Origin of the sequence: Sphingobium sp. V4 (assembly GCF_029590555.1) — a bacterium.
Taxonomy (GTDB): Bacteria; Pseudomonadota; Alphaproteobacteria; order Sphingomonadales; family Sphingomonadaceae; genus Sphingobium.
On record NZ_CP081001.1, the window covers coordinates 2,417,191 to 2,442,297 of the forward strand.

Consider the following 25,107-nt stretch of genomic DNA (forward strand, 5'->3'; position numbering starts at 1 on the left):
TTCAGGCGTCACCCTCGTCTCGTCCGAACAGACGGTGGATGTAAAGCCCCCGTCGGTCGTATCGCCCGAATGCGCCATGCACCGCTCATTCAGGCTTAGGCTTTCCCTAATCTTTCCCATCTAAGGCCGGGCCATGGACATGGCTGCCCATCCTTCCCCGTCTGCCTTCCCCGCCCCCGTGACGGCGTATAGGACGCGCTGGGCGGCGCTGGCGCAGGAAGCGGCGGAAGCCAATGCCTTCTATGCGCCCGACATGCTGGGCGCTGCGCTGGATCATCTGGCCGGGGATGCTGCGGTCCATCTGCTTGAGGCGCGCGGGGATGATGGACTGATCGGCCTGCTGCCCGTCGTCACGCGAACGCGCCATGGCCGGCTGCCGATCGGATGCGTGTCCAACTGGATACACGATCATTGTTTTTTCGGCGCGCCCATGATCCGGCGGGGCCGGGAACTGGCAGCCTGGCGCGATTTCATGACGCAGCTGGACGCGGCACCCTGGGCACGCGGCTTCCTGCATCTGGAGGCGCTGGACGCGGCAGGGGCCAATGCCGCTGCGATCGAGGCGCTCTGCGTCGAGCAGCGACGCGGGCGCCGCGAAATTCATCGCTACGACCGCGCCATGTTGCGATCGGACCTGGATGCGGACAGCTATTGGGAAAGCCAGGTCCGTTCCAAGAAGCGCAAGGAGTTGCGGCGGCTCCAGAAGCGGCTGGCCGAACTGGGCGTGGTAGAGCAGAGACTGCTGACCGATCCGGCGGACCTCCCGCTATGGTGCGACGCGTTCCTGGCGCTCGAAGCGTCGGGCTGGAAAGGCGCGGCAGGGTCCGCGCTCGCCTGCAAGGCCGGAGACAGCGCCTTCTTCCGCGCCGCCTGCGCCGCCGCCATCGCCGCACGCCGCCTGCATTTCCTGCGGCTCGACCTGGACGGACGGCCCATCGCCATGCTGGTCAATTTCCGTCATGGCGAAGGCGGCTTCTCCTTCAAGATCGCGATCGACGAAGCACTGGGCCGTTTTTCCCCCGGCGTGCTGATCGAGATCGCGAACCTGCACGCGGTTCAGGGCGATCCCGAGATCGGCTGGATGGATAGCTGCGCCGCCGCCGATCATCCGATGATCGACAGCCTGTGGGCCGAGCGCCGGACCATAGTCCAATATCGTATCGCCCTTCATGGCAGGGGGAGGGTACGGTTGCAGAGAAGCGCCGCCTTCGCCCTCGCCAACGCCGCCGAACGGCTTGCCCAGATTGTGAAAGGACAGGGATGACCGCCCACAGCCTCATCGCGGCCGGCGACGCCGCCACCTTCCCCGACAGCGCGCGCGCGACCTTCGCCGCCGCCTATCCCGACCAGCCCGTCAAGCTGACCCACGGGCTCGTTGGCCACGGTCTCCTGACCCTTGACGCGCTGGCCGTTCTGGCGGAGCGGATGCCGGCATCCTCGGTCGAATATAATCTGGGCAAGCTGCCGCTGGGGGTGCGCCCGGAAGACACACCCTCGAACGGGCTCACGCTGGGCGAAACGATCCGCACGATCGAGAGCAACGGCAGCTGGGCCGTGCTCAAGAATGTCGAGCGCGACCCGGCCTATGCCGCGCTGCTCGACGATGCGCTGGCCGAACTGGCGCCGATCGTCGCGGGGCAGACCGGGCCGATGCTGCACCGGGAAGCCTTCATCTTCCTGACCTCGCCCGGCAGCGTCACGCCGTTCCACATGGACCCGGAGCATAATATCCTGCTCCAGATCATGGGGACCAAGACCATGACCGTCTTTCCCGCGCGTGACGAAGCGTTGGTGCCCGCGCAGAAAAGCGAGGATTTCCACAATGGCGGGCATCGCAATCTCGTCTGGCAGGACGGGTTCAAGGCACGCGGCGCGGCCTTCGCGCTTGCGCCGGGCGACGCCATCCATGTGCCCGTGAAGGCGCCGCATTTCGTGGAGAACGGCCCGGCCGTCTCGGTCAGCCTGTCGGTCACATGGCGGTCCGAACGGTCCGTCGCGGAAGGCGAGTTGCACAGCTTCAACGCGCTGCTGCGACGGCGCGGCCTGCCGACCGGCAGGGTCAGCGCGCGGCCGGAGACGCAGGGATTGCGCCGCTTCGTCTATCGCGTCATGCGGAAGCTGGGCGCCTGAGCAGCCGGCGCAGCAGCGCCTCCGCCTCCAGCCGGGGCGTGAACCGTTCCAGCACCCACCATTCCAGCCGTTCTTCGCAGGTGGAGAGGCTCTGCTTGTAGCGATCCTTGCCGGCCAGGAAGGAATAGCGCCCCAACCCCTGTCCCGCATAACGCCCCACGGCGGCGGCGTGGCAGAGCAGCCCCGGCTTGTCCTTCGTCCCGCGCGGCTCGGCAAAGGCCGACTGATAGTTCATCGCCACGCCGCGATGCACGAAATTGACGAGCAGACCGACCGCATCCCCGCCGTCGGTGAAGCGCAGCAGTTCCACCTGCCCGTCCGGCAGGCCGCGCGCTGCCAGTGTGGCGACGAAAGCGCGAAAAGCCGCATCGTCCCATGCATTGTCGGCGTGGCGCCCCTGATTGAGCGCCGCCATCTCGGCGATCCAGGGATCGATGTCCGCCGACGTGCCGACCGCGACCTGGGGCAGCACCCCGCCCCGATCCTTCATCGCACGGCGTATCTGGCTGCGCGTATTGACGCTGAGCAAGGAGAGATAGTCGCCCCCGGCGGCGCGGACAGCGTCGAGGTCGACCTGATAGACGGGCGAGGTATCGGCACGGATGCGACGACGGGCGCGCAGGTCAAGCAACGGCGTGCCCGGAAGGACGCCGCTCAGCAGCAGGGCGCGCCAGTCGCGGCGGCGAGCCAGCGCATCGGCCGCCACGGCGGACGCGTCGACCTCGCGGCCCGCCTCCGTGAGAAGGCCGTTATATTCCACATAGGGCCGATCGGCCGCCGGATCGCCCGACTGGTTCAGGGCGAGCGTCGCGACCGGTCCCAGCAGGCGCGGCCGCATGGCATGGCCGACCAGCGCCAGCGCCACGTCGCGCGCCTCCCCGTCCGTCACGGCCAGCAATTCGGGATGGACGGCGTAGCTGTCGAGCCAGGTGCCGACCCAGGTCCAGCCGAGGAAGAAGGAACCGGTCGACCGCGCCTCCAGCGCCTGCCAGCGCCGGGCAAGAGCCGCCCGATCGGGCCGGGAAAAAGTCGCGACGAGAGCCATGGCGCCCCTTGTCGCAGAGCGCCCGCCCGGGTCAAGCGGCTGAATCAGACGCAGATTCGCCGGGCAGGATCTATCGTGCCGTCGGGACGCACCCCGGCGCGAGCCAGGTCGCGCTGCATATGGCCGGTCAGGAAACGCTGCCACATAACGAAATCGGCGCGCAGCGACCAGAAGGGATAGCGAAAGGTCGCGGGCCGGTTTCGCTCGATCAGGCCATGGCCGAGCCAGGCGAAGCCATAGCCCGCCAGCGGCAACGCAGCCGCGATCCACCAGCGCCCCGTCAAGGGGGCGGCCGCCGCGAGTCCGATCACCAGGCTGGTGCCGGCATAATGCAGTACCCGCGTGCCGGGCCGCGCATGTTCCTGCAGATAATAGGGCCAGAAATCGCGGAAGCGGTTGATGCTGGTCACGGTCATCCTCTCTGACCGCAATCGTAACGACTTTCCTGATGTCTGTTAAGACTTATGCGCCAGACCGTGCGCTCTTTCAGGAGCATAGAGGAAATAATCATAAGCCGCGCGCGCCGCCTCGGCGATGATCCGGTCGCGCGACCGGTGGCCCTTGCTGTCCTTCATGACGAAGACGGCGACCGCAAAGCGCCGGCCGTCAGGCAGGCGCACCACGCCGACATCGTTGCCGGTGCCGTTCAGCGACCCGGTCTTGTGCGCGACCGCCGTGCCGGGCGGCAACATGCCGACGATCCGCGCCTTGCCGGTCTCGCAATGGGCCATGATGGTGAACAGCCGCTGGGTACTCGCCGCCGACAGGGCGCGCCCGGATGCATAGGCGGTGATGAGGTCGAGCATCGCCGATGGCGTGGACGTATCCTTGGGGTCCATGGCGAAATTGAGGTTGGGCAGGTCGCGAATGTCGCGCGTGACGAGCAGCGGATCGGCCCGGCGCGCCGCTTCGGCATTCTGGCGGAAGCTGCCCGACAGGGGATTGATGCCCATGGCGCGATAGAGAAGGTGGGCCGTGTCGCTGTCGACGCGCAGCCCGTTGACGCCCAGTTTGGCGACAAAGCCGGTGATCGCCTGCGGACCGCCCGCGCGCGCGACCAGAACATCGGTTGCATTATTGTCGCTCTTTTGGAGCATCAGTTCGAGCAGCCGGTCGACCGACAGCGACGCGCCGGGACGCGAGAACATCCAGGCGATGCCGCCCTCGCTCGCCAGCGCCGGGTCGAGCGCCAGCTGATCGTCCAGCCGCAATTCGCCCGCGTCGACCAGCGCGAAAATCCGCCCCGCCACGGCGACCTTGTAGGCGCTTGCCATCGGGAACAGCGTGTCGCCGTTCAGCGCCTGCGTCTCGCCGGTCTGAAGGTCGCGTACCGCAATGCCGACACTGCCGTCTGACAGCGTCGCGAAGCGCGCGAATTCGGCAAGCAGCTTTGCCTCAGCCGTCTGCTGGAGCACCGGCTTGGGTGGCGGGCCGAAGGCATCGGCGCTGGGCAGCGGCGTGAAGAACAGGCCGAGAGCGGCCAGGGAGGCAGTCAGACGAAGCAATTGCGGCATGGCCATCTCCTCGCGCAATGCGGCGACCAAGGCAAGCCCTGGATGGTTGACGCCGGCCGCCGCGCGCATCATCACCGCGACCATGAGCGACATGATCAAGCTGCACGAAAGCTGGCGTTTGCCGCTGGCCGAGCAATTTTCCGCCCCACACATGCTGGCCCTCAAGACCTTCCTTCAGGGCGAAAAGGCGGCGGGCAAGCGCATCTTCCCCAAGGGCGGCGAATATTTCCGCGCGCTCGACCTCACGCCGCTCGACCAGGTGAAGGCCGTGATCCTGGGGCAGGATCCCTATCATGGCGAAGGCCAAGCCCATGGCCTTTGCTTTTCGGTGCAGCCCGGCGTGCGTACCCCGCCCTCGCTGGTCAACATCTATAAGGAAATGCAGGCCGACCTGGGCATCGCGCCCGCCCGCCATGGCTTTCTGGAGCATTGGGCGAAGCAGGGCGTGCTGCTGCTCAACAGCGTGCTGACGGTGGAAATGGGGCGCGCCGCGTCGCATCAGGGCAAGGGCTGGGAGTTGTTCACCGACGCGGTCGTGCGGCTGGTCGCACAGAAGGAGGATCCGGTCGTGTTCCTGCTCTGGGGCGCCTATGCCCAGCGCAAGGCGGGCTTTGTCGATCAGGACCGCCATCTGGTGATCAAGTCGGCCCACCCGTCGCCCCTGTCGGCGCACAATGGCTTTCACGGCTCACGCCCCTTTTCCAGGGCCAACGCCTTTCTGGAGGCGAAGGGGCGCGGAGCGATCGACTGGGCATTGCCGGAGAGCGGTGCGGAGCAAAGGGCACTGTCCCTCTAAGCCGTCGCTTCTGAAGCTGAACAGGGGATAACAGTCCGGTTCAGGATGGGAACAAGGACGTACTGCCATATCTCCGCCTGTAATCAAGGATTTCGGGTCTGGAGGAGAAACTGATGACCATAAGCAAAGCCATTTTGGCCACCGCCCTCGCCGCCGCCACGCTGACGGCCGTCATGCCGTCGGTGTCCTACGCAGATGACGGCCATCGTCGCTGGAGCCGCGAGCGCCACTATCGCGATCATGACCGGCATGACCGCCGCTATGCCCAGCGCAGCGACTATCGCGACGACAACCGTTATCGCTGCCGCAAGTCGGGCGGCACGACCGGCCTTCTGCTGGGCGGCGTCGCAGGCGCCCTTCTGGGCCGCGCGGTCGACACTCGGGGCGATCGCGCGCCCGGCACCATCATCGGCGCTGGCGCGGGTGCACTGGCCGGCCGGGCGATCGACCGCAATTCGAGCTGCTGACGGAACAAGGCACCGGACGGCTCCCGACAGGGCCGTCCCGCCTCTCCCTGGCAATCATCGTTCCGGCGCCCCTTGGCCGGACATGTCAAGGCCCGGTCCTGCTTGCGCAGGCCGGGCCTCATTCCCTCTCCGAACTTGTCAGAAATCAGCCGTCGTAGTCGCCGCCGATGTTCTGGTTGCGCGGCGGCGCAGCAGCGGTCAGGCGCAGCGCCTCCGCCGACTGGGCAATCGAGCCGATCTCGTCAGGGGTATCGTCATCATCGATCTGCACCTTCTGCAGCGACGCGACGAGCGAATCATGCAGATCGTCAGGCAGGACCGTCTCTTCCGCAATTTCGCGCAGGGCGACGACGGGATTCTTGTCGCGGTCGCGATCGAGCGTCAGCTCGGCGCCGCCGGAAATCTCGCGCGCGCGCTGGGCGGCGAGCAGGACGAGGTCAAAACGGTTGGTAACCTTGTCGACGCAATCTTCGACGGTGACGCGGGCCAAACGGGCCTCCTGAAACAGCGAATGGAAATTGAACCCCGGCGCCTAGCAGTGCCGTCGGCGAGAGTCAATGAAAAGGCCATAAAGCCATGGCGTGGCGCGCCCAAAAGGGGCATGAAGAGGCTATGGCGACCGTCAAGCCTGCCTGCCCATCCCGCGACGCGGAGGAGATTCGCGTCACGTTGGCCGGCAATCAGTTGCGCCTGATCGTCGAGGGGGCGGCGTTGCGCGCGACGCTCATCGACCTGATTGGCAGCGCCCGCCACAGCCTCAAACTCTATTATTATATCTTCGCGCAGGACGGCAGCGGCACGATGGTGCGCGACGCGCTGATCGCGGCGCGCGCGCGCGGCGTGGCGGTGACGCTGATGGTCGACGGCTTCGGCTCCGGCCATGCGCCCGACAGCTTCTTTGCCCCGCTGGTGGAGGCCGGCGCCCGGTTCGGGCGGTTCGGTACGCGCCGGTCGACCCGATATCTGATCCGCAACCATCAGAAAATGGCGATCGCCGACAATCAACGCCTGCTAATCGGCGGATTCAACGTCGAAGACGGCTATTTCGGCATCCCGGCCGAGGATTGCTGGCGCGACCTGGGGCTGTGGGTCGAGGGCGACCAGGTCGAGGCGATGACCCGCTGGTACGGACAGCTCTGGCGCTGGGTATCGACCCGCAAGCAGCGATTCCGCACCTTGAGGTACATGGTGCGCAGTTGGCCCGCCATGCAGCATCATGATCGGGCCACCCCTTTCCGCTGGTTGATCGGCGGCCCCACGCGGCGGCTCAGCCCCTGGGCGCAAGTGGTGAAACATGATCTGGAGCAGGCCCGCCGCGTGGACATGATTGCGGCCTATTTCTCGCCGGGCCGCGGAATGCTTAAGCGCATCGCCCGTGCAGCCCGGCGCGAGGGCGCCAGGATCATCCTGCCGGCCAAGTCCGACAATGGCGCCACCGTAGCGGCCGCGCGGCTCCTATATGGGCCGCTGCTCAAGCGTGGCGTGGAAATCCGCGAATATCAGCCGTGCAAGCTGCACATGAAGCTGCTGGTCATTGACGATGCGGTTTTCATCGGCTCCGCCAATTTCGACATGCGCAGCCTGTTCCTGAACCTGGAGGTGATGCTCCGGATCGAGGACAAGGGATTTGCTGCAGCGGTGCGGGATTTCATCGCGCGGGAGGCCGGCGAGAGCCGCCTCATCACGATGGAACAGCATCGGGCCAGCCGCACGTTTCTGACCCTTGCCAAGCAGTGGATCAGTTATCTTCTGGTGGGCGTGCTCGACTATACGGTCACGCGCCGGCTCAACTTCCGCGATCCCGACGCGGATTGACAGGGAGGGACGACGCCCCTCCCCAAGCATTTAGCGACCGGCGGCGGGCAGGACGCGAACTTCACCGACAGGATAGCCCTTCTCGGCCATTTCCTTGGCATAGTCACCGCGAGCATCGGCCAGTTCGGCGCGATATTCCTCCCAGGCGTCGCGATTATCTTCGGCATCCGACGAACCGCGCAGGTCCTTGGTCAATTCCTTGCGCGCCTCGGCCAGATCGGTCTGGTAGTTGAACCAGTAGTCATTCTCGACACCCGCGATCGGCGCCTGGTAGACGAGTTGATCCTCGACCTGCGCCAGTTGCTCCTCGTAGCTTACCGGGCCTTCAGGGCTTTGCGCCAGCGCGGCGACGGGGGTCAGGCCCAGCAGGGCCGCGGCAAAAAGCTTCGAACGGTTCATGGGTTCTTCTCCTCTTTGCTGATCTGAACCATGTGCTGCACAACGCCCCAGCCCCCGCGCTTTGCGCCTGAACGGATGTGCAGAATGGACGAAGCGACCGCGCGCAACGACGGGCCGAGCGCCCCCAGACGGCCCGGATAGACATTTTCAATATTTATATCAGAGGCTTGATCTATCTGACGACCAGATAGAAGCTGGCGGGCGCCGAGCCGCCATTTTCGATCACGATATTGAAACGATCGGTGAAGATAGGCATCCAGGCGCAATCGACCTGCGGCCCGCCGACCGGCTTGGCGCAGAGCGTCGCGCCGTCCGCGCCCTGGACGCGGATGGACAGGTTTGCGGCGCGCGCTGCAGGTGCGACGAAAATCTGTGCGCGCTGCCCGCCCAGAAACAGTTGCCGCATGACGAGGCTTGCGCCCGGCACGAGCGAACCGCGCCGATAGGCCGGCCCCAGGGCGCGCCCGCGAAAGTCCGGCGTCGTCCCGGTGACGCCATGATCCCTCGCCTCCCGCGTCCAGCGCGCGGCCAGATCCTCCTGCCCCTCCGCCGGCTTGGCGCCCAGCGCGACGAGGCTCTGCACCCGGTCCAGCAAGGCGGCATGATCGCCACTCGACTGCGCCGCCTCGCCCTCCAGCAGCGTGCGCAAGATCGGATCGTCCGGCAGCATGTCGGTCGCGGTGGCGTGCGGCGACGCCGCCAGCAACAGTCCCGGCAACAGCAGCCCGATCATGATTCATCCTCCGGCTGCACGACGAAGCGCGCGCCGGGCGCGGCGTCTTCCACATAGAGCGACAGGCCATGCCGCTCCGCGATCGCCAGCGCAAGGGACAGGCCCAGGCCATGGCCGCCGTCCGGCGCTCCGTCGAGCCGGACGTACCGTTCGAAAATGCGATGCCGATCGGCACGAGGGATGCCGGGGCCATCATCCTGCACGACGATATAGGGCCCCGGCGACAGTTCGAGCGACACAGTCCCGCCGCTCGGCACATATTTGAAGCCATTGTCGAGCAGGTTGGACATCAGCCGCATCATCTGCATGGGGTCGGCGCGGAACAACACTCCCGGCGCGATTCGCGCATGGAAGCCAATGCCCAGTTCCTCTGCGCTCGCGCCATAGAGGTCGGCCAGACTCTCGGCGATGTCGCTCAGATTGACCTCCGCCAGACCGCGCATGTCGCCGCGCATCGCCTGCGTCCCGGCAATGTCCAGCAGCGAATCGAGCAGGCGGACGACGCCCCGGATCTCGGCCCGCGACTGATCCAGCGTCCGCAGCAGCATCTCGTCCTGCGTCGCCTCCATCGCCTTGAGGATGCGGGTATCGAGATGCATCAGCGGCGTTCGTATCTCATGCGCAGTCTGGTCGGACACGGTCCGTTGCGCCTCGACCAGCCGTTCGACCTGGTCCAGCATCGCGTTGGTGTTGGCAGCCAGTTCGGCCAGTTCGTCATTGTTCCCGGCGCCAGGCGCCCGCGCCGCGATGTGGCCGGCGCGAACCGAGGCGAATGTAGCGTTCACCGCCTCGACCCGCGCGCGCAGCCGGCGCGCGGCGAAATGCCCGGCCACGAGGCTGAGCAAGGCGATCAACGCACCAGCCGTGGCGAAGGCCATGGCCAGACGCGCCAGCAACGCCTGTCCACGATAATCGCTGCGCCCGACGACCAGCCGGGCATCAGGTGCGAGCCGCGTCGCCCGCGCGAACATCCGCTCGCCGGCCGGCAGCGCGACGAAGCGGGCTTCCGATACTTCGGGCGCGATGGCCGGCCACCGGTCGAGATTCCCGGCCAGGGGATGGCCATCGGCGTCGGCGAGAAGATACCAGACCCTCTCGCCATCTTCCCGCTGGACAGCCAGGCGATCGGCGATGCGCGCCCGCAATTCGTCATCGCCGCTGCTCACATAGATATCGGCCAGTCCGGCCAGATCGGTGTCGACCTCCCGCCCCAACATCGTGCGCGCGTCATTGTCGACGATCTGCCGGACCACCAGAAACAGGACAAGGGTCGACACCAGGCTGACCAGCAGCGCCGACAGCGTGACCCGGCCGAAGACCGACCGGAAGAGACCGGGCCTAGCCAATCGCCTGCCCGTTCCGCGCGATCAGCCGATAACCGGTGCCCCAGACGGTTTCGAGCACGGGACTGTCGAATCCATCCTCCAGCTTGCGGCGCAGGCGCCCGACATTGACGTCGACGACATTGGTCTGGGGATCGAAACTGAGTTTCCAGACATGGCGCAGCAGCATTTCGCGCGTCACCACTTCGCCCGCATGGTCCATCAGGTAGCGGAACAGCTCGAATTCCTTGGGCGACAGCGGCAGATGACGCCCCTGACGAAAGGCGGTGCGGGCCTTGACATGGCATTCCAGGTCGCCGAACAGCAACACCGGATCATGGCTGCTGCGGCGGCTGGCGCGGCGCCAGAGCGCGCGGACGCGGGCGACCAGTTCATCCGGCTCGAACGGCTTGGCCAGATAATCATCGACGCCGCTTTCCAACCCCTCGACCCGATGCTCGCTGCGGCCCAGAGCAGACAGCATCAGGACAGGCGCCCCCACCCCCGCCACGCGCATCCGGGTCACGACGTCGATGCCGGACAGATAGGGCAGCATCCGGTCGAGGATGATGACGTCATGATGCCCGCTGCCGGCGCGATGCAGGCCCGCCTGCCCGTCCTCCGCCTGCTCCACCACCATGCCGGCGCCGCTCAATATGGCGGCAATATTGACGCGCGCAGCAGCGTCATCCTCCACCAGCAAGACGGAAATCTGATCGGACTGCGGCATAACTCCCCCGACTTAGCCATAAAGACAAAGGCCGCCAGTGACAAAGGCTGTTAGCCTGTCACCGGCGGCCGACGAATGTCCGGCCGATCAGGCGGATGCGATCACATCTTGAGGCCGGCGCGCAGCATCAGCGTACCGATGATCAGAAGATAGACGCCAAAGATCTTCTTCAGCGGGCCAGCCGGCAGGCTGTGCGCGGCAGCGACGCCGAGCGGCGCGGTCAGCATCGACATGGAAGCGATCGCGACGGTTGCCGGGATATTGATATAACCCAGCGAACCCCAGGGCAGGCCACCCTCCTTGAGGCCGATGATGGCAAAGCCGATGGTGGTGGGAATGGCGATCAGCGTGCCGATGCCCGATGCAGTGGCGATGGCGCGGTGAATGGTGCGGCCGCACAGCGTCATCACCATGATGGCGATGGTGCCGCCGCCAATGCCCAGCAGCGAGGAAAAGGTGCCAAGCCCGCCGGCGATGCCGACCCGGACGATACCCGACGGCATCGTGTCGCTCAGCACCTTGCCGCTGACCTTGGGCAGAAGGAAATTGAGCGACATCAGGATCACGCCGCCGCCGAAGATCATCTTGAGCGTGGTGCCATCGACATGGCTGGCGAGCAGGACGCCCGCGCCGCAGCCCAGGATGATCCAGGGTGCCCAGGCCTTGAGCACCTCGAACTCCACCGCGCCGCGCTTGGCGTGGGACATGAGGGACCGGATAGAGGTAACGATGATGGTCGCCGCCGACGTGCCGATCGCGACATGGGCGATAGCGTCCTTGGTGCCACCCAGCAGCGGCAGGACGACCAGCAAGGCCGGGACGACGACGAAGCCGCCACCGATCCCGAATATCCCCGCGGCAAAACCAGCAAGCAGGCCGGCGCCGAGCATGGCGACGAGCGGAACCAGCCAGGTCATGATGTCACCGTGCATCACCGCGCCCCTTCCTGCCCGTTGCAGCCAGCAGGCATGTTGCTGCTTTCACCTCGGCGGATCAAGGCGGCGAATGTGGGGTAATCGACCATGACGTTAGACCATGCCTCTCTTCGGCGAAACCAAGCTGCATGGGGGCATGTGCTCATGTCCCCCTGACCGGCTAGACGAACGGAGGGGCGGAACCCGCACCTTGCTTCTCCCAAACTCTTGCGACCTTGGGAAACAGCGCGCGCCAGTGCGGCGGCGATAAGGCAAAAAAATGGCGCCAGCCCCAAGGGAGGGCTGGCGCCGCTTGTGTCCGGCGCTTGTCAAAGCGCCATTAAATGCGAACGGCGGCGGATCAGGCGACCGCTTCTTCCGCAGGCGTGTAGGCCAGGCCCAGATCCTCCGCGACCGCCTGATAGGTGACCTTGCCGTCCCAGACGTTGAGGCCCGCGCGCAGGTGCGGATCGCGGCGCAGCGCTTCCTTCCAGCCCAGGTCGGCGATGCGCAGTGCGTGCGGCAGCGTGACATTGTTGAGCGCATAGGTGCTGGTGCGCGCCACGGCGCCGGGCATGTTGGCGACGCAATAATGGACTACGCCGTCGACGACATAGGTCGGTTCGGCATGGGTGGTGGCATGGCTGGTCTCAAAGCAACCGCCCTGGTCGATCGCGACGTCGACCAGCACGGCGCCCTTCTTCATGGTCTTGAGCATTTCGGCGCTGACCAGCTTGGGCGCAGCGGCGCCCGGGATGAGCACCGCGCCGATCACCAGATCCGCCTCGGCCACGCATTCGGCCAGGTTGGCGCGGTTGGAGAAGCGGGTCTTGGCCCGCGCCTCGAAATACATGCCAAGCTTTTCCAGCACTTCGGGGCTACGATCGAGGATGGTGACGTCAGCGCCCAGGCCCGCGGCCATCTGCGCCGCGTTGAAGCCGACGACGCCGCCGCCGATCACCACGACCTTCGCCGGCAGCACGCCCGGCACGCCGCCCAGCAGGACGCCGCGGCCGCCATGCGCCTTTTCCAGCGCCGTCGCGCCCGCCTGGATCGCCATGCGTCCGGCGACCTGGCTCATGGGCTTGAGCAGCGGCAAACCGCCCGAGGCGTCGGTCACGGTTTCGTAGGCGATGCAGGTGGCACCCGACGCGATCAGGTCGCGGGTCTGTTCCGGGTCGGGGGCGAGGTGGAGATAGGTGTAGAGGATCTGGCCAGGGCGCAGCATCGCGCGTTCGACGGCCTGCGGCTCCTTGACCTTCACGATCATCTCGGCCGTGGCGAAGATTTCAGCGGCGGTGGCGACGATCTGCGCGCCCGCCTTCTCATAGAGCGCATCGCTGGCGCCGATGCCTTCGCCCGCGCCGGTTTCCACCAGCACGCGATGGCCGCTCGCGGTCAGTTCATGCACGCTCTCGGGCGTCAGGCCGACGCGATATTCGTGATTCTTGATCTCTTTGACGGTGCCGACGATCATCATGACTCTCCGGAAAAACAGGTGGCGCGCCGCTGCGCGTCCTCATGACCGCAGAATAGCGCAGATGGATCAGCGAATGTTCCCTGATTTTCCCGGTTTGCCTGATTGACGCGGGATGTTATCCTGATCTCGAAGCAATTTTCAGGATTTCATTGCATGGATCGGTTCGATGTCGCGTTGCTGGAAGCGTTGCAGTCCGACTCGCGCCGATCGATGGCGGACCTCGGGGAGCGCATCGGCCTCTCCGCCTCCGCCTGTCACCGGCGGATCAAGGCGCTGGAGGATACCGGGCTGATCGCGGGCTATGCGGCGCGGCTCGACCCCGAAGCGCTGGGACTGACACTCCACGCCTTCGTCGAAATGTCGCTCACCAGCCAGAGCCGCGAAACGATGGATCGGTTCGAGGCGGCAGTGGCGGACTTCCCCGAAATATTGGAATGCCATCTGATGGCCGGACAGGCCGACTATCTGCTGCGGGTGGCGGCCGCCGACCTCAAGGGATTCGACGCCATCCATCGCGACTGCCTTGCCCGCCTGCCCGGCGTGTCAGCGATCCGCACCAGCTTCGCCATCCGCCGCATCCGCGACTGGCAGGGCTATCGCCTGCGCGGCCTCAAGGCGCTGCCCTGACCGGAACCGGCGCGTTGCACAGGTCGACGCCCCCCGCGGGCCGGTCGTAGAAATCATCCTTCCGGTTGGCCCGCAGGCGCAGATAATCAGCAAAGCTGGGCGATGCGACGTCCATCATCTGGAAGCGCGGCCGCTCCGCCTCCGGCAATTCGCTGGCAAGGCGGACCGACTGGATCGGCACCTTATGCTCCTGTGCCGTGTAGAAGCCGATCTCGCCGGTGCCGCGCGGCAGGCTGGACAGGAGCGCCATGCCGTCGATCACCCGGCCGACCACCGCGATATTGCGGTCGAGCTGGCGTGGCGCCTGACCGATGACGGTATAGAGTTCCGCCCCCGTGCCCGCATCGGGCGAATTGTTGCGCCCGACGCCCACAAAGCCATAGCAGTGGGGCAGCCATGCCGCCGATCCGTCCATCGCAACCGGCCAGCCAGCAACGAAGCCGGTCGCGGACGCATAGGGATCGGCATAGGGCAAGGGCGTCACGGCGAGGCGGCGGTTGGCGAGCGGGATCGCATAATCAGCGGGACTTGTGGGCGAAAGGCCAGGCGGAATGGGCTTCTTTTCCGTCGAATCGCCCCATTGCACGACATAATTATCCTGCACCCGGTTGATGCTGGTGCCGTCCCACCAATGCGCCTTGGCGAGCGCCTGGATATTGGCGACATGGCGCGGCGAGAAGGCAGGCGCGAGTTGTATCACCACGCGCTTGTCGCCTTCGATCGTCATCACCAGCAACTCGTCTAGGGGAATGGCGCGCCAAGCGGCGGCGGGCGCCTGCGCCACCACCGCCGCCGGCGTGGCGGGTGGATCGATGGCGAAGGCGGGAAAGGCGATCAGGGCGGCAAGCGGTATGGCGGCGCGAAAGCGATGGGTCATCTTCCGATCAAACAGGCCGCGCAGGATAATGTAAAGCCTTGTGCAATGCCCCTTGCCTCGCCGCGCGACGCGCGATAGGGAGCCGCCTCCAGAGCGATTGGATAAGAACCCGATCCACGCCGCTTACAGCGACGATCAGGTTCATGCGGAGCGGTGGCCGAGTGGTCGAAGGCGCTCGCCTGGAAAGTGAGTATACGTCAAAAGCGTATCGAGGGTTCGAATCCCTCCCGCTCCGCCACCACCAATGACCACGATTTCCCAGCAGTCCACGGCATTCAAGAAATGCCTTGGAAAGCACAGGATGTCGTGCCGGACTCCGACTGGTTGCGTCAACAACCCTGATCCTGCGCGCTTCCTGAGCCAAGGCGCCCCGCGAAGCGTTCCGCCAGCCTCTGTACCTTGAACCCATGGGCCAGCCAGTCCACGAATGCGCGGGTCTTGGCGGGCAGGAGCGTGCGCGAGGCATAATAGACCGAGATGGCTCCGGCATCGGCATAACAGTGCGGGACCAGTCGGATCAGCGCACCGCTCTCCAGGGCAGGCAGCACGTCCGGCATGGCCAGCATCGCCACGCCCAGCCCCAGCAATGCCGCCTCCCGCATGGCGCTGGGATCATTGACGATGATGCGCTCCGTCAGGGTGGCGGCCATTTCCCGCCCCGCCGCGTCGCGCATCGCCCAGTGCCGTACGCGCCCGGTCTGGAGCGAGCGCATGACGATTCCGTCGAGCGAGGCCAGCCCGACCGGATCGAGCGGAGCGACGCGCCCCTCCATATAGGCGGGAGAGGCGACCGCCACGATATGGGCCGGCGCCAGCGTCCGGGCCACGATGCCGGGCGACAGGTCGAACCCGCCGCCGATCGCCGCGTCATAGCCCTCGGCGATGAGGTCCACGGCGCGGTTCTGGAAATGCCATTCGGGCTTGATGCGGGGATAGCGCGCGAGAAAGCCGGGCAGCATCGGCAGGACATGGGTTACGCCGAAGGTCGGCGCCATGCTGATCCGGAGTGTGCCCGCCGGCTCGCCGCTATCGGTGGCGATGCCGGCGATCGCCGCCTGGATGCCCTCCAGATTTTCGGCGATGGCCAGGCGGAAGACCTCGCCCGCCTCGGTCAGGGTCAGCTTTCGGGTGGACCGATGGAAGAGCCGCACGCCCAGGTTGCGTTCCAGCATGGCAACGTTCCGGCTCACAGCGGCCGGGGTCAACGCGAGCCGCCGCGCAGCCTCGGAAAAGCTGCCATGCTCGGCGCTGCGGATGAAGGATTCCAGATTGGCGAGCGTTTCCACGGCGCCCGTTTCAACTGACCATTGAAGATAATGCAAGACAATACCGGATAATCGAAAAGGAATATCTGCGCCATCTTCGCTCCATCACTTGATTTGAAGGAGCACATGACATGACTGAGCCTAACCAACCCCTCGCCGGCAAGGTCGCCCTCGTTACCGGCGGATCGCGCTCGATCGGCGCGGCCATCGCCCGCAGGCTCGCCGCCGACGGCGCTGCAGTCGCGCTGACCTACAGCGCTTCGCCGGACCGCGCGGCGCAGATCGTCGCCGAGATCGAGGCTGCCGGCGGCCGCGCCATGGCGATCGAAGCCGATGCCGGCGACCCGGCGGCGGTGCGCGCTTCCGTCACCGGCACCGTCGAGGCATTTGGCGGCATCGACATCCTCGTCAACAATGCCGGCGTTGCGGTCAACGCGCTGATAGAGGATGTGAGGTTCGAGGATTATGAGCGGATGCTCGCGGTCAATGTGACCGGTGTCTTCGTCGCCACGCAGGAAGCGGTCCGCCACATGAAGACGGGCGGACGTATCATCCATATCGGCTCGTCAATGACGCGCTACGCCGCTTTCCCGACCGCCTCGGTCTATACCCTGAGCAAGGGCGCCGTGAGCGGGTTCAATCGCAGCCTGGTGCGCGACCTCGGCCCCAGGGGCATCACCGTCAACACTGTCCATCCCGGCCCGACCGACACCGACATGAACCCGGCGGACGGCCCGGTCGCCGCCATCGTCGGTCCAGGCGTGGCGATCGGCCGCTACGGCCAGCCGCGCGAGATCGCGGCCGTCGTCGCCTTCCTCGCCAGCCCGGAGGCGGCCTTCGTCACCGGTGCCGACATCATGGCCGATGGCGGCCTGACCGCCTGACCGCCTGACGCCAGACAGCGCTCAAGCGGAAAAGGACATCGGCTTCGTTGCGGTCGACTTGTCCAGAATTCCGCCGCCATCCTCGCCACGGCCTCATGCCCGAAGGTCATGATCTGACCGGCCATATTGATCCGAATGACACTGCAAAACATGCTCCTGGCGCGCCCCTCCTGCGAGGAGCGCGCCATCGGCATCAGGCGAAAATGAAGTCGGCTGCCGAAATATGTGCGGTTGTCAGGGTTGTACCCAGGCTCGCGACGTCGATGCTGAACGCAGCCCCCGCGGAGGTCACCACATCGAGGATGACGTGCCCCGCCGCGCCGTCATGCGCAAACACGGTTCCCAGTCCGCCGCCGGATGCGAATTTAGTCACGCCCAGCTTTTCCAGAACGATGCGATCGGACCCATTCTGAAAATCGACGATCCGGTCGCCGCCGTCCAGCGCACCGGCACCTTTGAAGACGAACCAGTCCGCGCCGGCGCCACCCCACAATGCGTCGCTACCAGCCTCGCCGATCAGCTTGTCGAAGCCGCCGTCGCCATAAAGCTGATCATTACCAAGACCGCCATAGATCAGGTCATCGCCTTCGCCGCCATACAATATGTCATGGCCATTTTCGCCATTCAGCGAATCCGCATCATTGCCGCCATAGACAAAATCATTCCCGGATCCGGCCTGGAGATTATCGCGACCATCGTCTCCGTAGAGCCGGTCCACACCCCATTCGGCAACAAGGATATCATCGCCGCTGCCGCCACTCAGATAATTGTCGCCGTCGCCACCATCGACACGGTCATTGCCATTGCCGCCATAGACTTGGTCGTTGCCCGACTGACCCTTCAGCTTATCGTTGCCGTCTTCACCATAAATCCTGTCGTTGCCGGAACCGCCGCCCACAGCCTGGTTCGTCAGCTTGCCCGTCGCGGGATTGATTTCGTTTAGGAAACCGTCATCGCCTGCTCCCGCATAGATGAGGTCATCGCCGACGCCGCCATCAATATAATCCCGACCACCGCCGGACCGAATGATGTCGTTCCCGGCATCGCCCAGCAACTGGTCATGGCCATCTCCCATCACCAGCTGATCGGCGCCATCGCCACCGGACGCGATGTTATTGCCCGATTCACCATAAAGATAATCATTGCCGAGGCCACCATCGAGCCTGTCATTGCCGGCGCCACCATAGAGAATGTCGTTTCCTGCGCCGCCTTCGATATAGTCATTCCCCAAATCGCCCCAGATTTCATCGTCGCCATCTAGGCCTGAAATCGTGTCGTCCTGTGACGTGCCCTTGATGCTGTTCTTCAAGTTCGTGCCTATAAGCGTAGCCATTCGCGACCCCTTGCTTCCAATCATGCCGGACATCATCAGTCGATAAAGCCGACGCATTAATATTTTTATGTCTTCTTGCGTGCGGCAGAACAAACCGTGCGACAATCCTGCCGCACGGCGTGCCTGCCACCGCCTCATCACCTAGAACGGGGATGTCGGCTCTAGTAAGTCGGGGAGGGGGCCGCTCGACGTGATTTCGGGGCGCTTAGGCGTCCTCGCATTCGCCCGTACTCGGGCACGGGAGAGGAAGGCCTTTCATCGGCGGTATTGTTCGAGCAGGAAGGTTCCGCCCGGCGAATGCCGGGGGCCGAAGGGATACGCACTGCGGGTGCGATTGGCGGCACGCAATCGCCGCTCTAGCCCCTTTCGATCATGTCCATGAAATCCCTGGCAGCCTCTCGGTCAGCCGGGTCGTCGAACGTCGTCCCGACATCGGGCGCGGCGCCGAGCAGGAACAACAGCGCCCAGAGGGCGAAGCGTCGACCCTGGCTCTCTTCCAGGCCAAGGTCGACGCGCATTCGCTCGATGCCGGCAGCCATCGCTCCGGGGGCCACCGCATTCAAATCGGTGGTGCCGAAATAGCGATGGATCTGGTCATCGAAATTCATGGGAAGCGACAGCCTCCCGGATCAGCCGTTCAGCCGGTCCTTGACCGCCTTGGCGGGCGTGAAGGTCAGCTTCTTCGACGCAGCAATCTCGATCACGGCGCCGGTGGCGGGATTGCGGCCCTGGCGCGCGGGGCTGTCCTTGACCTTGAACTTGCCAAAGCCGTTGAGCGAAACTTCGTCACCCTTGGCGGCAGCGTCCGCGATGGCGCCGACCACGCTGTCGACCAGCTTGCGCGCCTCGGCCTTGCTGATGTCGTGGGATGCGGCGACCGCTTCGGCAAGATCGGTGTTGTTCATGAGGATATAAGCTCCTGATTATGGAACGCCTGGAAATAGCGGCCTGTTGTCGGTACGTCCACGGCCTAATGACATTGTGCGGGCGTTGGCGCCGACGGACGGATCACAACCGCCGTCCGGACACGCCTGTTCCAGGCAGAACGCCGATCCGGTTGACGCCCCTGCCATCAACAATCTCGACCTCACCCTGAAATATGGGCATGGTGCCCAGATGTCGGGACCGCGGCAACGACGCCTGCGAAAGACACGACCAGAGGAGAGGCCATGGCGACGAGCGACGAGGGCAGCCTGCCGAAACATCACCGGGCGACACAGGGGGAAAAGCTGGTGATAGCCGCCTCCTCGCTGGGGACGGTGTTCGAATGGTATGATTTCTATCTCTACGGCCTGCTCGCCACCTATATTTCCGCCCAGTTCTTCTCCGGCGTGAACGAGACGACCGCCTTCATCTTTGCCCTCGCCGCCTTTGCCGCGGGCTTTGCCGTGCGGCCGTTCGGCGCGATCGTCTTCGGACGGATCGGCGACCTGGTCGGTCGCAAGAACACGTTTCTGGTCACGATGGCGATCATGGGCCTGTCGACCTTCGCGGTCGGCCTGCTGCCCGGCTACGCCGCGATCGGGGTGACAGCGCCCATCATCCTCGTCATCCTGCGGCTGCTTCAGGGACTGGCGCTCGGCGGCGAATATGGCGGCGCGGCGACCTATGTCGCGGAACATGCACCGCATGGGAAGCGCGGCCTCTACACCAGCTGGATCCAGACCACCGCCACATTCGGCCTGTTCGCGGCGCTGCTGGTGGTGATCGGCTTCCGCTTCGCGCTGGGCGAGCAGGCATTCGCCGCCTGGGGCTGGCGCCTGCCCTTCCTGATCTCCATCTTCCTGCTGGGCGTGTCGATGTGGATCAGGCTGCAACTGAACGAAAGCCCGGTCTTCCAGAAGATGAAAGACGAAGGCACGACGTCGAAGGCGCCGCTGACCGAAGCCTTCGGCCGATGGTCCAACCTGCGCTGGGTGGTCATCGCGCTGTTCGGGGCGGTCGCGGGCCAGGCGGTGGTTTGGTATGCGGGGCAATTCTACGCCCTCTTCTTCCTCGAAAAGACGCTGAAGGTCGACGGCGCGACCGCCAATATCCTGATCGCGGTGGCGCTGGCGCTGGCGACCCCCTTCTTCGTCGCCTTCGGCTGGCTGAGCGACCGGATCGGTCGCAAGCCCATCATCCTGGGCGGCTGCGCGCTGGCGGCCATCGCCTATTTCCCGTTGTTCGCGGCCCTGACCCACGCCGCCAACCCCGCCCTCGCCGCCGCCCAGGCCGCTGCGCCGGTCACGATCGCGGTCGACCCGCTGCAATGCTCCTTCCAGTTCGACCCGGTGGGCCGCAACAGGTTCGACCAGTCGAGCTGCGACATCGCCAAGGCCCAGATGGCCAAGGCCGGCATCAGCTACGCCAATGCGGAAGCGCCCGCCGGCCGTCCGGCCGTGGTCAGCATCGGCAGCACCCGTCTGAATGCGCCCGATCCCGCCCGGCTGGAAAGGGCGGAGAAGACGGCGGCGATCGCCGCTTTCCAACGGCAGCTGGACGCCGCCCTTACCCAGGCGGGCTATCCGCAAAAGGCCGAAAAGGCGCGGATCAACAAACCCGCCGTGGTCGCCATCCTCTGGGCGCTCGCCATGCTCGTGACGATGGTCTACGGCCCGATCGCCGCGATGCTGGTCGAACTTTTCCCCAGCCGCATCCGCTACACCTCCATGTCCCTGCCCTATCATGTCGGCAATGGCTGGTTCGGCGGCTTCCTGCCGACGACGGCCTTCGCCATGGTCGCGGCGACCGGGGACATTTATTACGGCCTCTGGTATCCCGTCGTGATCGCGGCTGCGACGGCGGTCATAGGGTTGCTCTTCCTGCCGGAGACCTTCCGCCGCAACATCGACAGCTGAAGCATCGGCGCTGAGCGGCAAAGACATGATCCCGGCGCGCCCGATCCATTTGTGTTGCCACCGGAGGCCCCCTAAGAAGGGCCACCACAGCAGGATGATGACGGCGCGCATGGATGATCTACAATTTGATCCGGGCGGAAGCGAGCCGACCATCGCCGATGTCGCCGCCATCGCCGGCGTGTCCATCCGCACGGTTTCGCGGGTCATCAACAACAGTCCCAAGGTCAACAAGGATACGCGGGAACGCATCCAGGCGGCGATCCACCGCCTGAATTTCAGGCCCAGCCTGCGGGCGCGAGCGCTTTCGATGGGGCGCTCCCTGCTCATCGGCATGGTGCATCATGACCGCAACGCCCTGGTGCTCGACACCATCCAGCGGGGTGTGGGCCGGGAAGCGACACGGCGCGGCTATGAAGTGATCAGCCATGCGGTACCGATGACCGAAGCCGACGGGATCGCCCATGTGCTGGATTTCGCGCGCCGATCGCGGGTCGACGGCCTTGTCGTCCTGCCCCCGGTGTCCGGCATCCCCGGCCTGCCCGATGCGCTCAGGGCGGAACGCGTCCATGCCGTTGCGCTCTCCTCGGTACCGATCACCGGCTATGGCACCGTGCTTCTTTCTCCGGAGCGAGCGGCGGCGGGCGACGTCGCCCGCTATCTCCTGTCGCTCGGCCATTGCCGGATCGCGATGATCACCGGGCCACGGGCGATGGTTTCCGCCCGGGAACGCCGCGTCGGCTTCATCGAGGCGCTGGAGGAAGCGGGCACGCCGCTGCTGGCGGAGGCGGAGGGCGACTATGGCCTGGCCGCCGGGATCGAGGGTGCCCACGCTCTCCTCTCCCTGCCCACGCCGCCGACCGCGATCTTCGCCGCCAATGACGTCATGGCCGCCGGCGTGCTCAAGGTCGCGGCGGAACGCGGCATCGCCGTTCCGTCCATGCTGTCGGTCGTGGGCTTCGACGGCAGCCTTCTGGCCGAAATGCTCACGCCCTCGCTCACCACGATCGTGCGCCCCTTCGGCGAGATGGCGCAGATCGCCACCCGCCATCTGATCGACCTGATAGAGGGGGAGCCACCGGTCGAACCGGATATCCCGCCCCTGCGCCTGCGGGAATCGCAAAGCAGCGCGCCGCCGCCTGCCTGACATACGCCACTGGACTCTTGGGGCGGCGTCACTATATACCGCTCGGTATGGAAATGGCGACACATAGCGGGAGAGGCCGTCCCAGGGAGTTCGATCCCGAGCAGGCGCTGGCGGCGGCGCTCGAGGTCTTCTGGCGTCGTGGTTATGAGGGCGCGTCCCTCGCCGAACTGACCGAGGCGATGGGCATCACCAAACCCAGCCTCTATGCCTGCTTCGGCAACAAGGAATCCCTCTTCCGCAAGGCGCTTGACCTCTATGAGCGCGACAAGCTCTGCTATGTGAAGTCCGCGCTGGAGGAACCCACGTCCAAGGCGGTGGCCGAGCGGCTGCTGCGCGGGGCGCTTGCGATCCAGACCAATGCCAGCGATCCCAGGGGCTGCCTGGGCGTCATCAGTTCGGTAGGCGGCACCGCCCATGCCGAATGTATCCGCGATGAGGTGCACGCCCGCCGCGCCTCCTCGGACCGCGCGATGGTCGAAAGGTTCGAGCGCGCGCGCGACGAAGGCGACCTGCCCGATCATGTCGAGCCGCAGGCCCTGGCCTGCTATCTCTCCGCCGTCATGCAGGGCATGGCGGTCCAGGCCGGCGCTGGCGTGCCGACCGAACGACTGGAAACGCTGATCGACACGACCCTGTCCATGTGGCCGGGCCGCTGAGCGAATTTATTTCGCTGTCGTAGCGGTATTCCCCTTGAAATGGCCGCGCCGCAAATAAAATACCTCTCGGTACAAAAAGAGGTTGACCAGCAAGGTCGCGTTAATATATACCAATCAGTATAGAACTGGCTGGGCGCATGTCCCAGGGAGGTCATCATGCGACATAATCTCAAACATTCCCGCTGTTGCTGACAGCGGCATAAGGGGCGGCCTGCCGGCGACGGAGGCAACCTGATCCACATTCCCGATCCTTCCATTGCCGCGCCCACCGGCGCGCGCAGGTGGGATCGTTCGCGCAAATTTCGGGCGCAAGGCACGGGACGCGGCGGCGCGGCTCCGGGCGTAGAGACGCGTCCTCTTCAAACGGGGAAGGAAAAGGCAATGGCTTTCCTTGATTTCGCACAACCGTTGGCCGGCCCGCAAATGGCGGTCGGCTCCAGCATCGTCCCGCCCGCCAGCGCAACGGATTTTTCCGCGCAGGAGTGGCAGATCGTCTCCCTCGCCCGCACGGACGGGCTGCGCTCACTTCAGGGACCGGGCCGTTTCGCCCGCCTGCGTCGCTGGATTTTCGGCGAGGAAACCAACCTGACCCTTGCCAGCGACCGGCTGGAGGCGCTGCGCCGCCTGGCCGTCGAGGCCTGGCACAAGGGCTATGCCGTCTCGCTGTCCGGTCTCGCCGCCTTCCGCGCGGCAGGCTTTTCCACCGCCCAACTCGAGCTTCTGCTCGCCACCATCAGCGCGGGCCGCACGGCTCGCGGCACCCGGAGTTTCGCATGAACCAGCACACGAAAATCACTGCCGACGCCGAATATTCGGACGCCGGCATTGGACCGAAGCGGCGATGGTCCCGCCGCCATGGCGGCATCGCCGCCGTCGCCGTCATTGCTCTTTTCGGCGCAGGCTGGAAGCTGCTCGACCAGCCTCAGGCCCAGGCGTCGGCCTCCCCGCTGGCTGCGGTCGGCGTGTCCGCGCCGCTCGCCCGCAGCGTGACCCAGTGGGACGATTATGTCGGCCGCTTCGCCCCCAGCCAGACAGTGGAAATCCGCCCGCGCGTGTCGGGTGCGGTAACCGCCATCCATTTCCGCGACGGCGATTTCGTCCGTCAGGGACAGCTGCTCTTCACCATCGACCAGCGCCCCTTCCTGGCGGCCCTTGCCGAAGCGCGGGCGAGCAGCGCATCGGCCCGAAGCGCGCTGCTGCTGGCGCAGAATGACTATGCCCGCGTCCAGCGGCTCAGCGGTGACGAGGCCGTATCGGCCAGCGAAGTGGATGCGCTGCGCTCGCGGCTTCAGGCCGCACAGGCCTCGCTCGCGGGGGCGCAGGCGCGCGAGCGGCAGCGTGCGCTGGATGTCGAGTTCACGCAGGTCCGCGCCCCCATTTCCGGCCGCGTCTCCGACCGCCGCGTCGACATCGGCAATCTCGTGTCCGGCGCGGAAGGCAATGGCGCTTCGCTGCTGACCACGGTCAACAAGCTCGACCCCATCTATTTCAACTTCGATGCGTCCGAAGCGCTCTACCTCAAGTCGCAGCGCGACAAGGGCGCCGGCGGCGCGGTCGAGGTCCGTTTGCAGGATGAGGCCGACTATCGCCACAAGGGCCGGCTCGACTTCACCGACAATGGTCTCGATCCGCGCTCCGGCACGATCCGCATCCGCGCCATATTCGACAATCCGGGCAATTTCCTGACCCCCGGCCTGTTCGGCAACATGCGCCTCGCCAATGGCGGCAAGGTCAATGCCCTGCTGGTTCCCGATGAGGCGATCCAGTCCGATCAGGCGCGCAAGACCGTGCTGGTGGTGGGACGGGATGACAGCGTGACGGCGAAGCCGGTGGAGCTTGGCCCGATCGTCGACGGGTTGCGGATCATCCGCTCGGGCCTCGCGCCCGATGACCGGGTGATCGTGTCCAACATCCAGGCGGCCATGCCCGGCGCCAGGGTGGCGGTGAAACCCGCCGCGATCCGCCCGACACCAACCCCGGTCACGCCGGTCGACAGCCCGGCCCCGGTGGCGGCGCAGGCAACCTTCGCCCGGTAATTCATTTAAGCCCCTCCCCTGAAGGGGAGGGGATATTCGAAGACAATCCCAAGCCCGCGATCCGGCCCCCGCCGGATCGCGCGGCATCCCTTTCGCTCGC

Annotated in this window: 27 protein-coding genes and 1 tRNA gene; 13 read left to right on the forward strand and 15 right to left on the reverse strand. The window is 65.7% G+C overall.

Going from position 1 to position 25,107, the window contains the following annotated elements; all coding sequences use genetic code 11:
- Nucleotides 1-133: 133 nt before the first annotated feature.
- A complete protein-coding gene (locus K3M67_RS12050; RefSeq protein ID WP_285831576.1) occupies nt 134-1,264 on the forward strand; it encodes a GNAT family N-acetyltransferase in 1,131 nt (376 codons plus the stop codon).
- Entirely contained in the window at nt 1,261-2,130 is an 870-nt protein-coding gene (locus K3M67_RS12055) for a cupin-like domain-containing protein (RefSeq protein ID WP_285831577.1), read from the forward strand. Before K3M67_RS12050 ends, K3M67_RS12055 begins: the two co-directional genes overlap by 4 nt.
- On the opposite strand, the gene K3M67_RS12060 is transcribed toward K3M67_RS12055, so the two are convergent.
- The 3 genes from K3M67_RS12060 to bla are packed head-to-tail and all read right to left on the reverse strand — an operon-like array spanning nt 2,108 to nt 4,689.
- Complete coding sequence (locus K3M67_RS12060; protein ID WP_285831578.1) at nt 2,108-3,175, reverse strand: GNAT family N-acetyltransferase; 1,068 nt, start codon at nt 3,173-3,175, stop codon at nt 2,108-2,110. The genes K3M67_RS12055 and K3M67_RS12060 overlap by 23 nt on opposite strands.
- 44 nt (nt 3,176-3,219) lie before the next feature.
- Complete coding sequence (locus K3M67_RS12065) at nt 3,220-3,585, reverse strand: Mpo1-like protein (RefSeq protein ID WP_066865527.1); 366 nt, start codon at nt 3,583-3,585, stop codon at nt 3,220-3,222.
- Between the two features lie 45 nt (nt 3,586-3,630).
- On the reverse strand, nt 3,631-4,689 hold the full coding sequence (gene bla / locus K3M67_RS12070; protein WP_066865530.1) for a class A beta-lactamase: 1,059 nt from the start codon (nt 4,687-4,689) through the stop codon (nt 3,631-3,633).
- An 82-nt stretch (nt 4,690-4,771) separates the two neighbouring features.
- On the opposite strand from bla, the gene ung reads away from it, so the two are divergent.
- Both ung and K3M67_RS12080 read left to right on the forward strand, forming a co-directional pair.
- On the forward strand, nt 4,772-5,485 hold the full coding sequence (gene ung / locus K3M67_RS12075; RefSeq protein WP_066865393.1) for a uracil-DNA glycosylase: 714 nt from the start codon (nt 4,772-4,774) through the stop codon (nt 5,483-5,485).
- 113 nt (nt 5,486-5,598) lie between these two features.
- Complete coding sequence (locus K3M67_RS12080) at nt 5,599-5,952, forward strand: glycine zipper 2TM domain-containing protein (protein ID WP_066865396.1); 354 nt, start codon at nt 5,599-5,601, stop codon at nt 5,950-5,952.
- A 145-nt stretch (nt 5,953-6,097) separates the two neighbouring features.
- Here the strand turns inward: K3M67_RS12080 and rpoZ are convergent, their stop codons facing one another.
- Entirely contained in the window at nt 6,098-6,442 is a 345-nt protein-coding gene (gene rpoZ / locus K3M67_RS12085) for a DNA-directed RNA polymerase subunit omega (protein WP_066865398.1), read from the reverse strand.
- A 122-nt stretch (nt 6,443-6,564) separates the two neighbouring features.
- On the opposite strand from rpoZ, the gene K3M67_RS12090 reads away from it, so the two are divergent.
- Complete coding sequence (locus K3M67_RS12090; protein WP_502958880.1) at nt 6,565-7,767, forward strand: phospholipase D-like domain-containing protein; 1,203 nt, start codon at nt 6,565-6,567, stop codon at nt 7,765-7,767.
- 30 nt (nt 7,768-7,797) lie between these two features.
- Here K3M67_RS12090 and K3M67_RS12095 read toward each other — a convergent pair whose 3' ends face one another.
- The 6 genes from K3M67_RS12095 to ald form a co-directional block, all read right to left on the reverse strand.
- Entirely contained in the window at nt 7,798-8,166 is a 369-nt protein-coding gene (locus K3M67_RS12095) for a hypothetical protein (RefSeq protein WP_066865404.1), read from the reverse strand.
- Nucleotides 8,167-8,338: 172 nt separating this feature from the next.
- Entirely contained in the window at nt 8,339-8,899 is a 561-nt protein-coding gene (locus K3M67_RS12100) for a hypothetical protein (RefSeq protein ID WP_285831580.1), read from the reverse strand.
- Entirely contained in the window at nt 8,896-10,245 is a 1,350-nt protein-coding gene (locus tag K3M67_RS12105; RefSeq protein ID WP_066865410.1) for a sensor histidine kinase, read from the reverse strand. Before K3M67_RS12105 ends, K3M67_RS12100 begins: the two co-directional genes overlap by 4 nt.
- Nucleotides 10,238-10,951 carry a response regulator transcription factor gene (locus K3M67_RS12110; protein WP_066865413.1) on the reverse strand — a complete coding sequence of 238 codons (714 nt, stop codon included), beginning with the start codon at nt 10,949-10,951 and terminating at the stop codon, nt 10,238-10,240. Before K3M67_RS12110 ends, K3M67_RS12105 begins: the two co-directional genes overlap by 8 nt.
- A gap of 101 nt (nt 10,952-11,052) precedes the next feature.
- Nucleotides 11,053-11,883 (reverse strand): sulfite exporter TauE/SafE family protein, encoded by an 831-nt coding sequence (locus K3M67_RS12115; protein ID WP_066865416.1) that lies wholly within the window; start codon nt 11,881-11,883, stop codon nt 11,053-11,055.
- Between the two features lie 343 nt (nt 11,884-12,226).
- Entirely contained in the window at nt 12,227-13,342 is a 1,116-nt protein-coding gene (ald, locus tag K3M67_RS12120; protein WP_285832938.1) for an alanine dehydrogenase, read from the reverse strand.
- Nucleotides 13,343-13,498: 156 nt separating this feature from the next.
- On the opposite strand from ald, the gene K3M67_RS12125 reads away from it, so the two are divergent.
- Nucleotides 13,499-13,972: an Lrp/AsnC family transcriptional regulator gene (locus K3M67_RS12125; protein ID WP_285831581.1), complete on the forward strand. Its 474-nt coding sequence runs from the start codon at nt 13,499-13,501 to the stop codon at nt 13,970-13,972.
- Here K3M67_RS12125 and K3M67_RS12130 read toward each other — a convergent pair.
- Entirely contained in the window at nt 13,956-14,849 is an 894-nt protein-coding gene (locus K3M67_RS12130) for a peptidylprolyl isomerase (protein WP_285831582.1), read from the reverse strand. The two genes, K3M67_RS12125 and K3M67_RS12130, sit on opposite strands and share 17 nt — an antisense overlap.
- A gap of 147 nt (nt 14,850-14,996) precedes the next feature.
- Here K3M67_RS12130 and K3M67_RS12135 point away from each other — a divergent pair.
- A tRNA-Ser gene (locus K3M67_RS12135) sits at nt 14,997-15,087 on the forward strand.
- A gap of 91 nt (nt 15,088-15,178) precedes the next feature.
- Here the strand turns inward: K3M67_RS12135 and K3M67_RS12140 are convergent.
- Nucleotides 15,179-16,135: a LysR family transcriptional regulator gene (locus K3M67_RS12140; RefSeq protein WP_285831583.1), complete on the reverse strand. Its 957-nt coding sequence runs from the start codon at nt 16,133-16,135 to the stop codon at nt 15,179-15,181.
- 110 nt (nt 16,136-16,245) lie between these two features.
- Here K3M67_RS12140 and K3M67_RS12145 point away from each other — a divergent pair, with 110 nt between their 5' ends.
- Nucleotides 16,246-16,998: a 3-oxoacyl-ACP reductase family protein gene (locus K3M67_RS12145; RefSeq protein ID WP_285831584.1), complete on the forward strand. Its 753-nt coding sequence runs from the start codon at nt 16,246-16,248 to the stop codon at nt 16,996-16,998.
- Nucleotides 16,999-17,191: 193 nt separating this feature from the next.
- On the opposite strand, the gene K3M67_RS12150 is transcribed toward K3M67_RS12145, so the two are convergent.
- From K3M67_RS12150 to K3M67_RS12160, 3 genes are all read right to left on the reverse strand, one after another.
- Nucleotides 17,192-18,424 (reverse strand): calcium-binding protein, encoded by a 1,233-nt coding sequence (locus K3M67_RS12150; protein ID WP_285831585.1) that lies wholly within the window; start codon nt 18,422-18,424, stop codon nt 17,192-17,194.
- A gap of 263 nt (nt 18,425-18,687) precedes the next feature.
- Nucleotides 18,688-18,939, reverse strand: a complete 252-nt coding sequence (locus tag K3M67_RS12155) for a hypothetical protein (RefSeq protein ID WP_285831586.1) — start codon at nt 18,937-18,939, stop codon at nt 18,688-18,690.
- A 21-nt stretch (nt 18,940-18,960) separates the two neighbouring features.
- Entirely contained in the window at nt 18,961-19,236 is a 276-nt protein-coding gene (locus K3M67_RS12160; RefSeq protein WP_066859534.1) for an HU family DNA-binding protein, read from the reverse strand.
- A gap of 264 nt (nt 19,237-19,500) precedes the next feature.
- Here K3M67_RS12160 and K3M67_RS12165 point away from each other — a divergent pair, with 264 nt between their 5' ends.
- The 5 genes from K3M67_RS12165 (at nt 19,501) to K3M67_RS12185 (ending at nt 25,007) form a co-directional block, all read left to right on the forward strand.
- Nucleotides 19,501-21,171, forward strand: coding sequence for an MFS transporter (locus K3M67_RS12165; RefSeq protein WP_066859535.1), 1,671 nt, complete (start codon nt 19,501-19,503; stop codon nt 21,169-21,171).
- Between the two features lie 109 nt (nt 21,172-21,280).
- Entirely contained in the window at nt 21,281-22,315 is a 1,035-nt protein-coding gene (locus tag K3M67_RS12170; RefSeq protein ID WP_066859818.1) for a LacI family DNA-binding transcriptional regulator, read from the forward strand.
- Nucleotides 22,316-22,368: 53 nt separating this feature from the next.
- Complete coding sequence (locus K3M67_RS12175) at nt 22,369-22,971, forward strand: TetR/AcrR family transcriptional regulator (protein ID WP_443018159.1); 603 nt, start codon at nt 22,369-22,371, stop codon at nt 22,969-22,971.
- A gap of 381 nt (nt 22,972-23,352) precedes the next feature.
- Nucleotides 23,353-23,748, forward strand: coding sequence for a hypothetical protein (locus K3M67_RS12180; protein ID WP_285831587.1), 396 nt, complete (start codon nt 23,353-23,355; stop codon nt 23,746-23,748).
- The gene (locus K3M67_RS12185; protein ID WP_285831588.1) at nt 23,745-25,007 is read left to right on the forward strand and encodes an efflux RND transporter periplasmic adaptor subunit; all 1,263 of its coding nucleotides are present in this window, start codon (nt 23,745-23,747) and stop codon (nt 25,005-25,007) included. The genes K3M67_RS12180 and K3M67_RS12185 overlap by 4 nt, the downstream gene beginning before the upstream one ends.
- Nucleotides 25,008-25,107 lie beyond the last annotated feature (100 nt).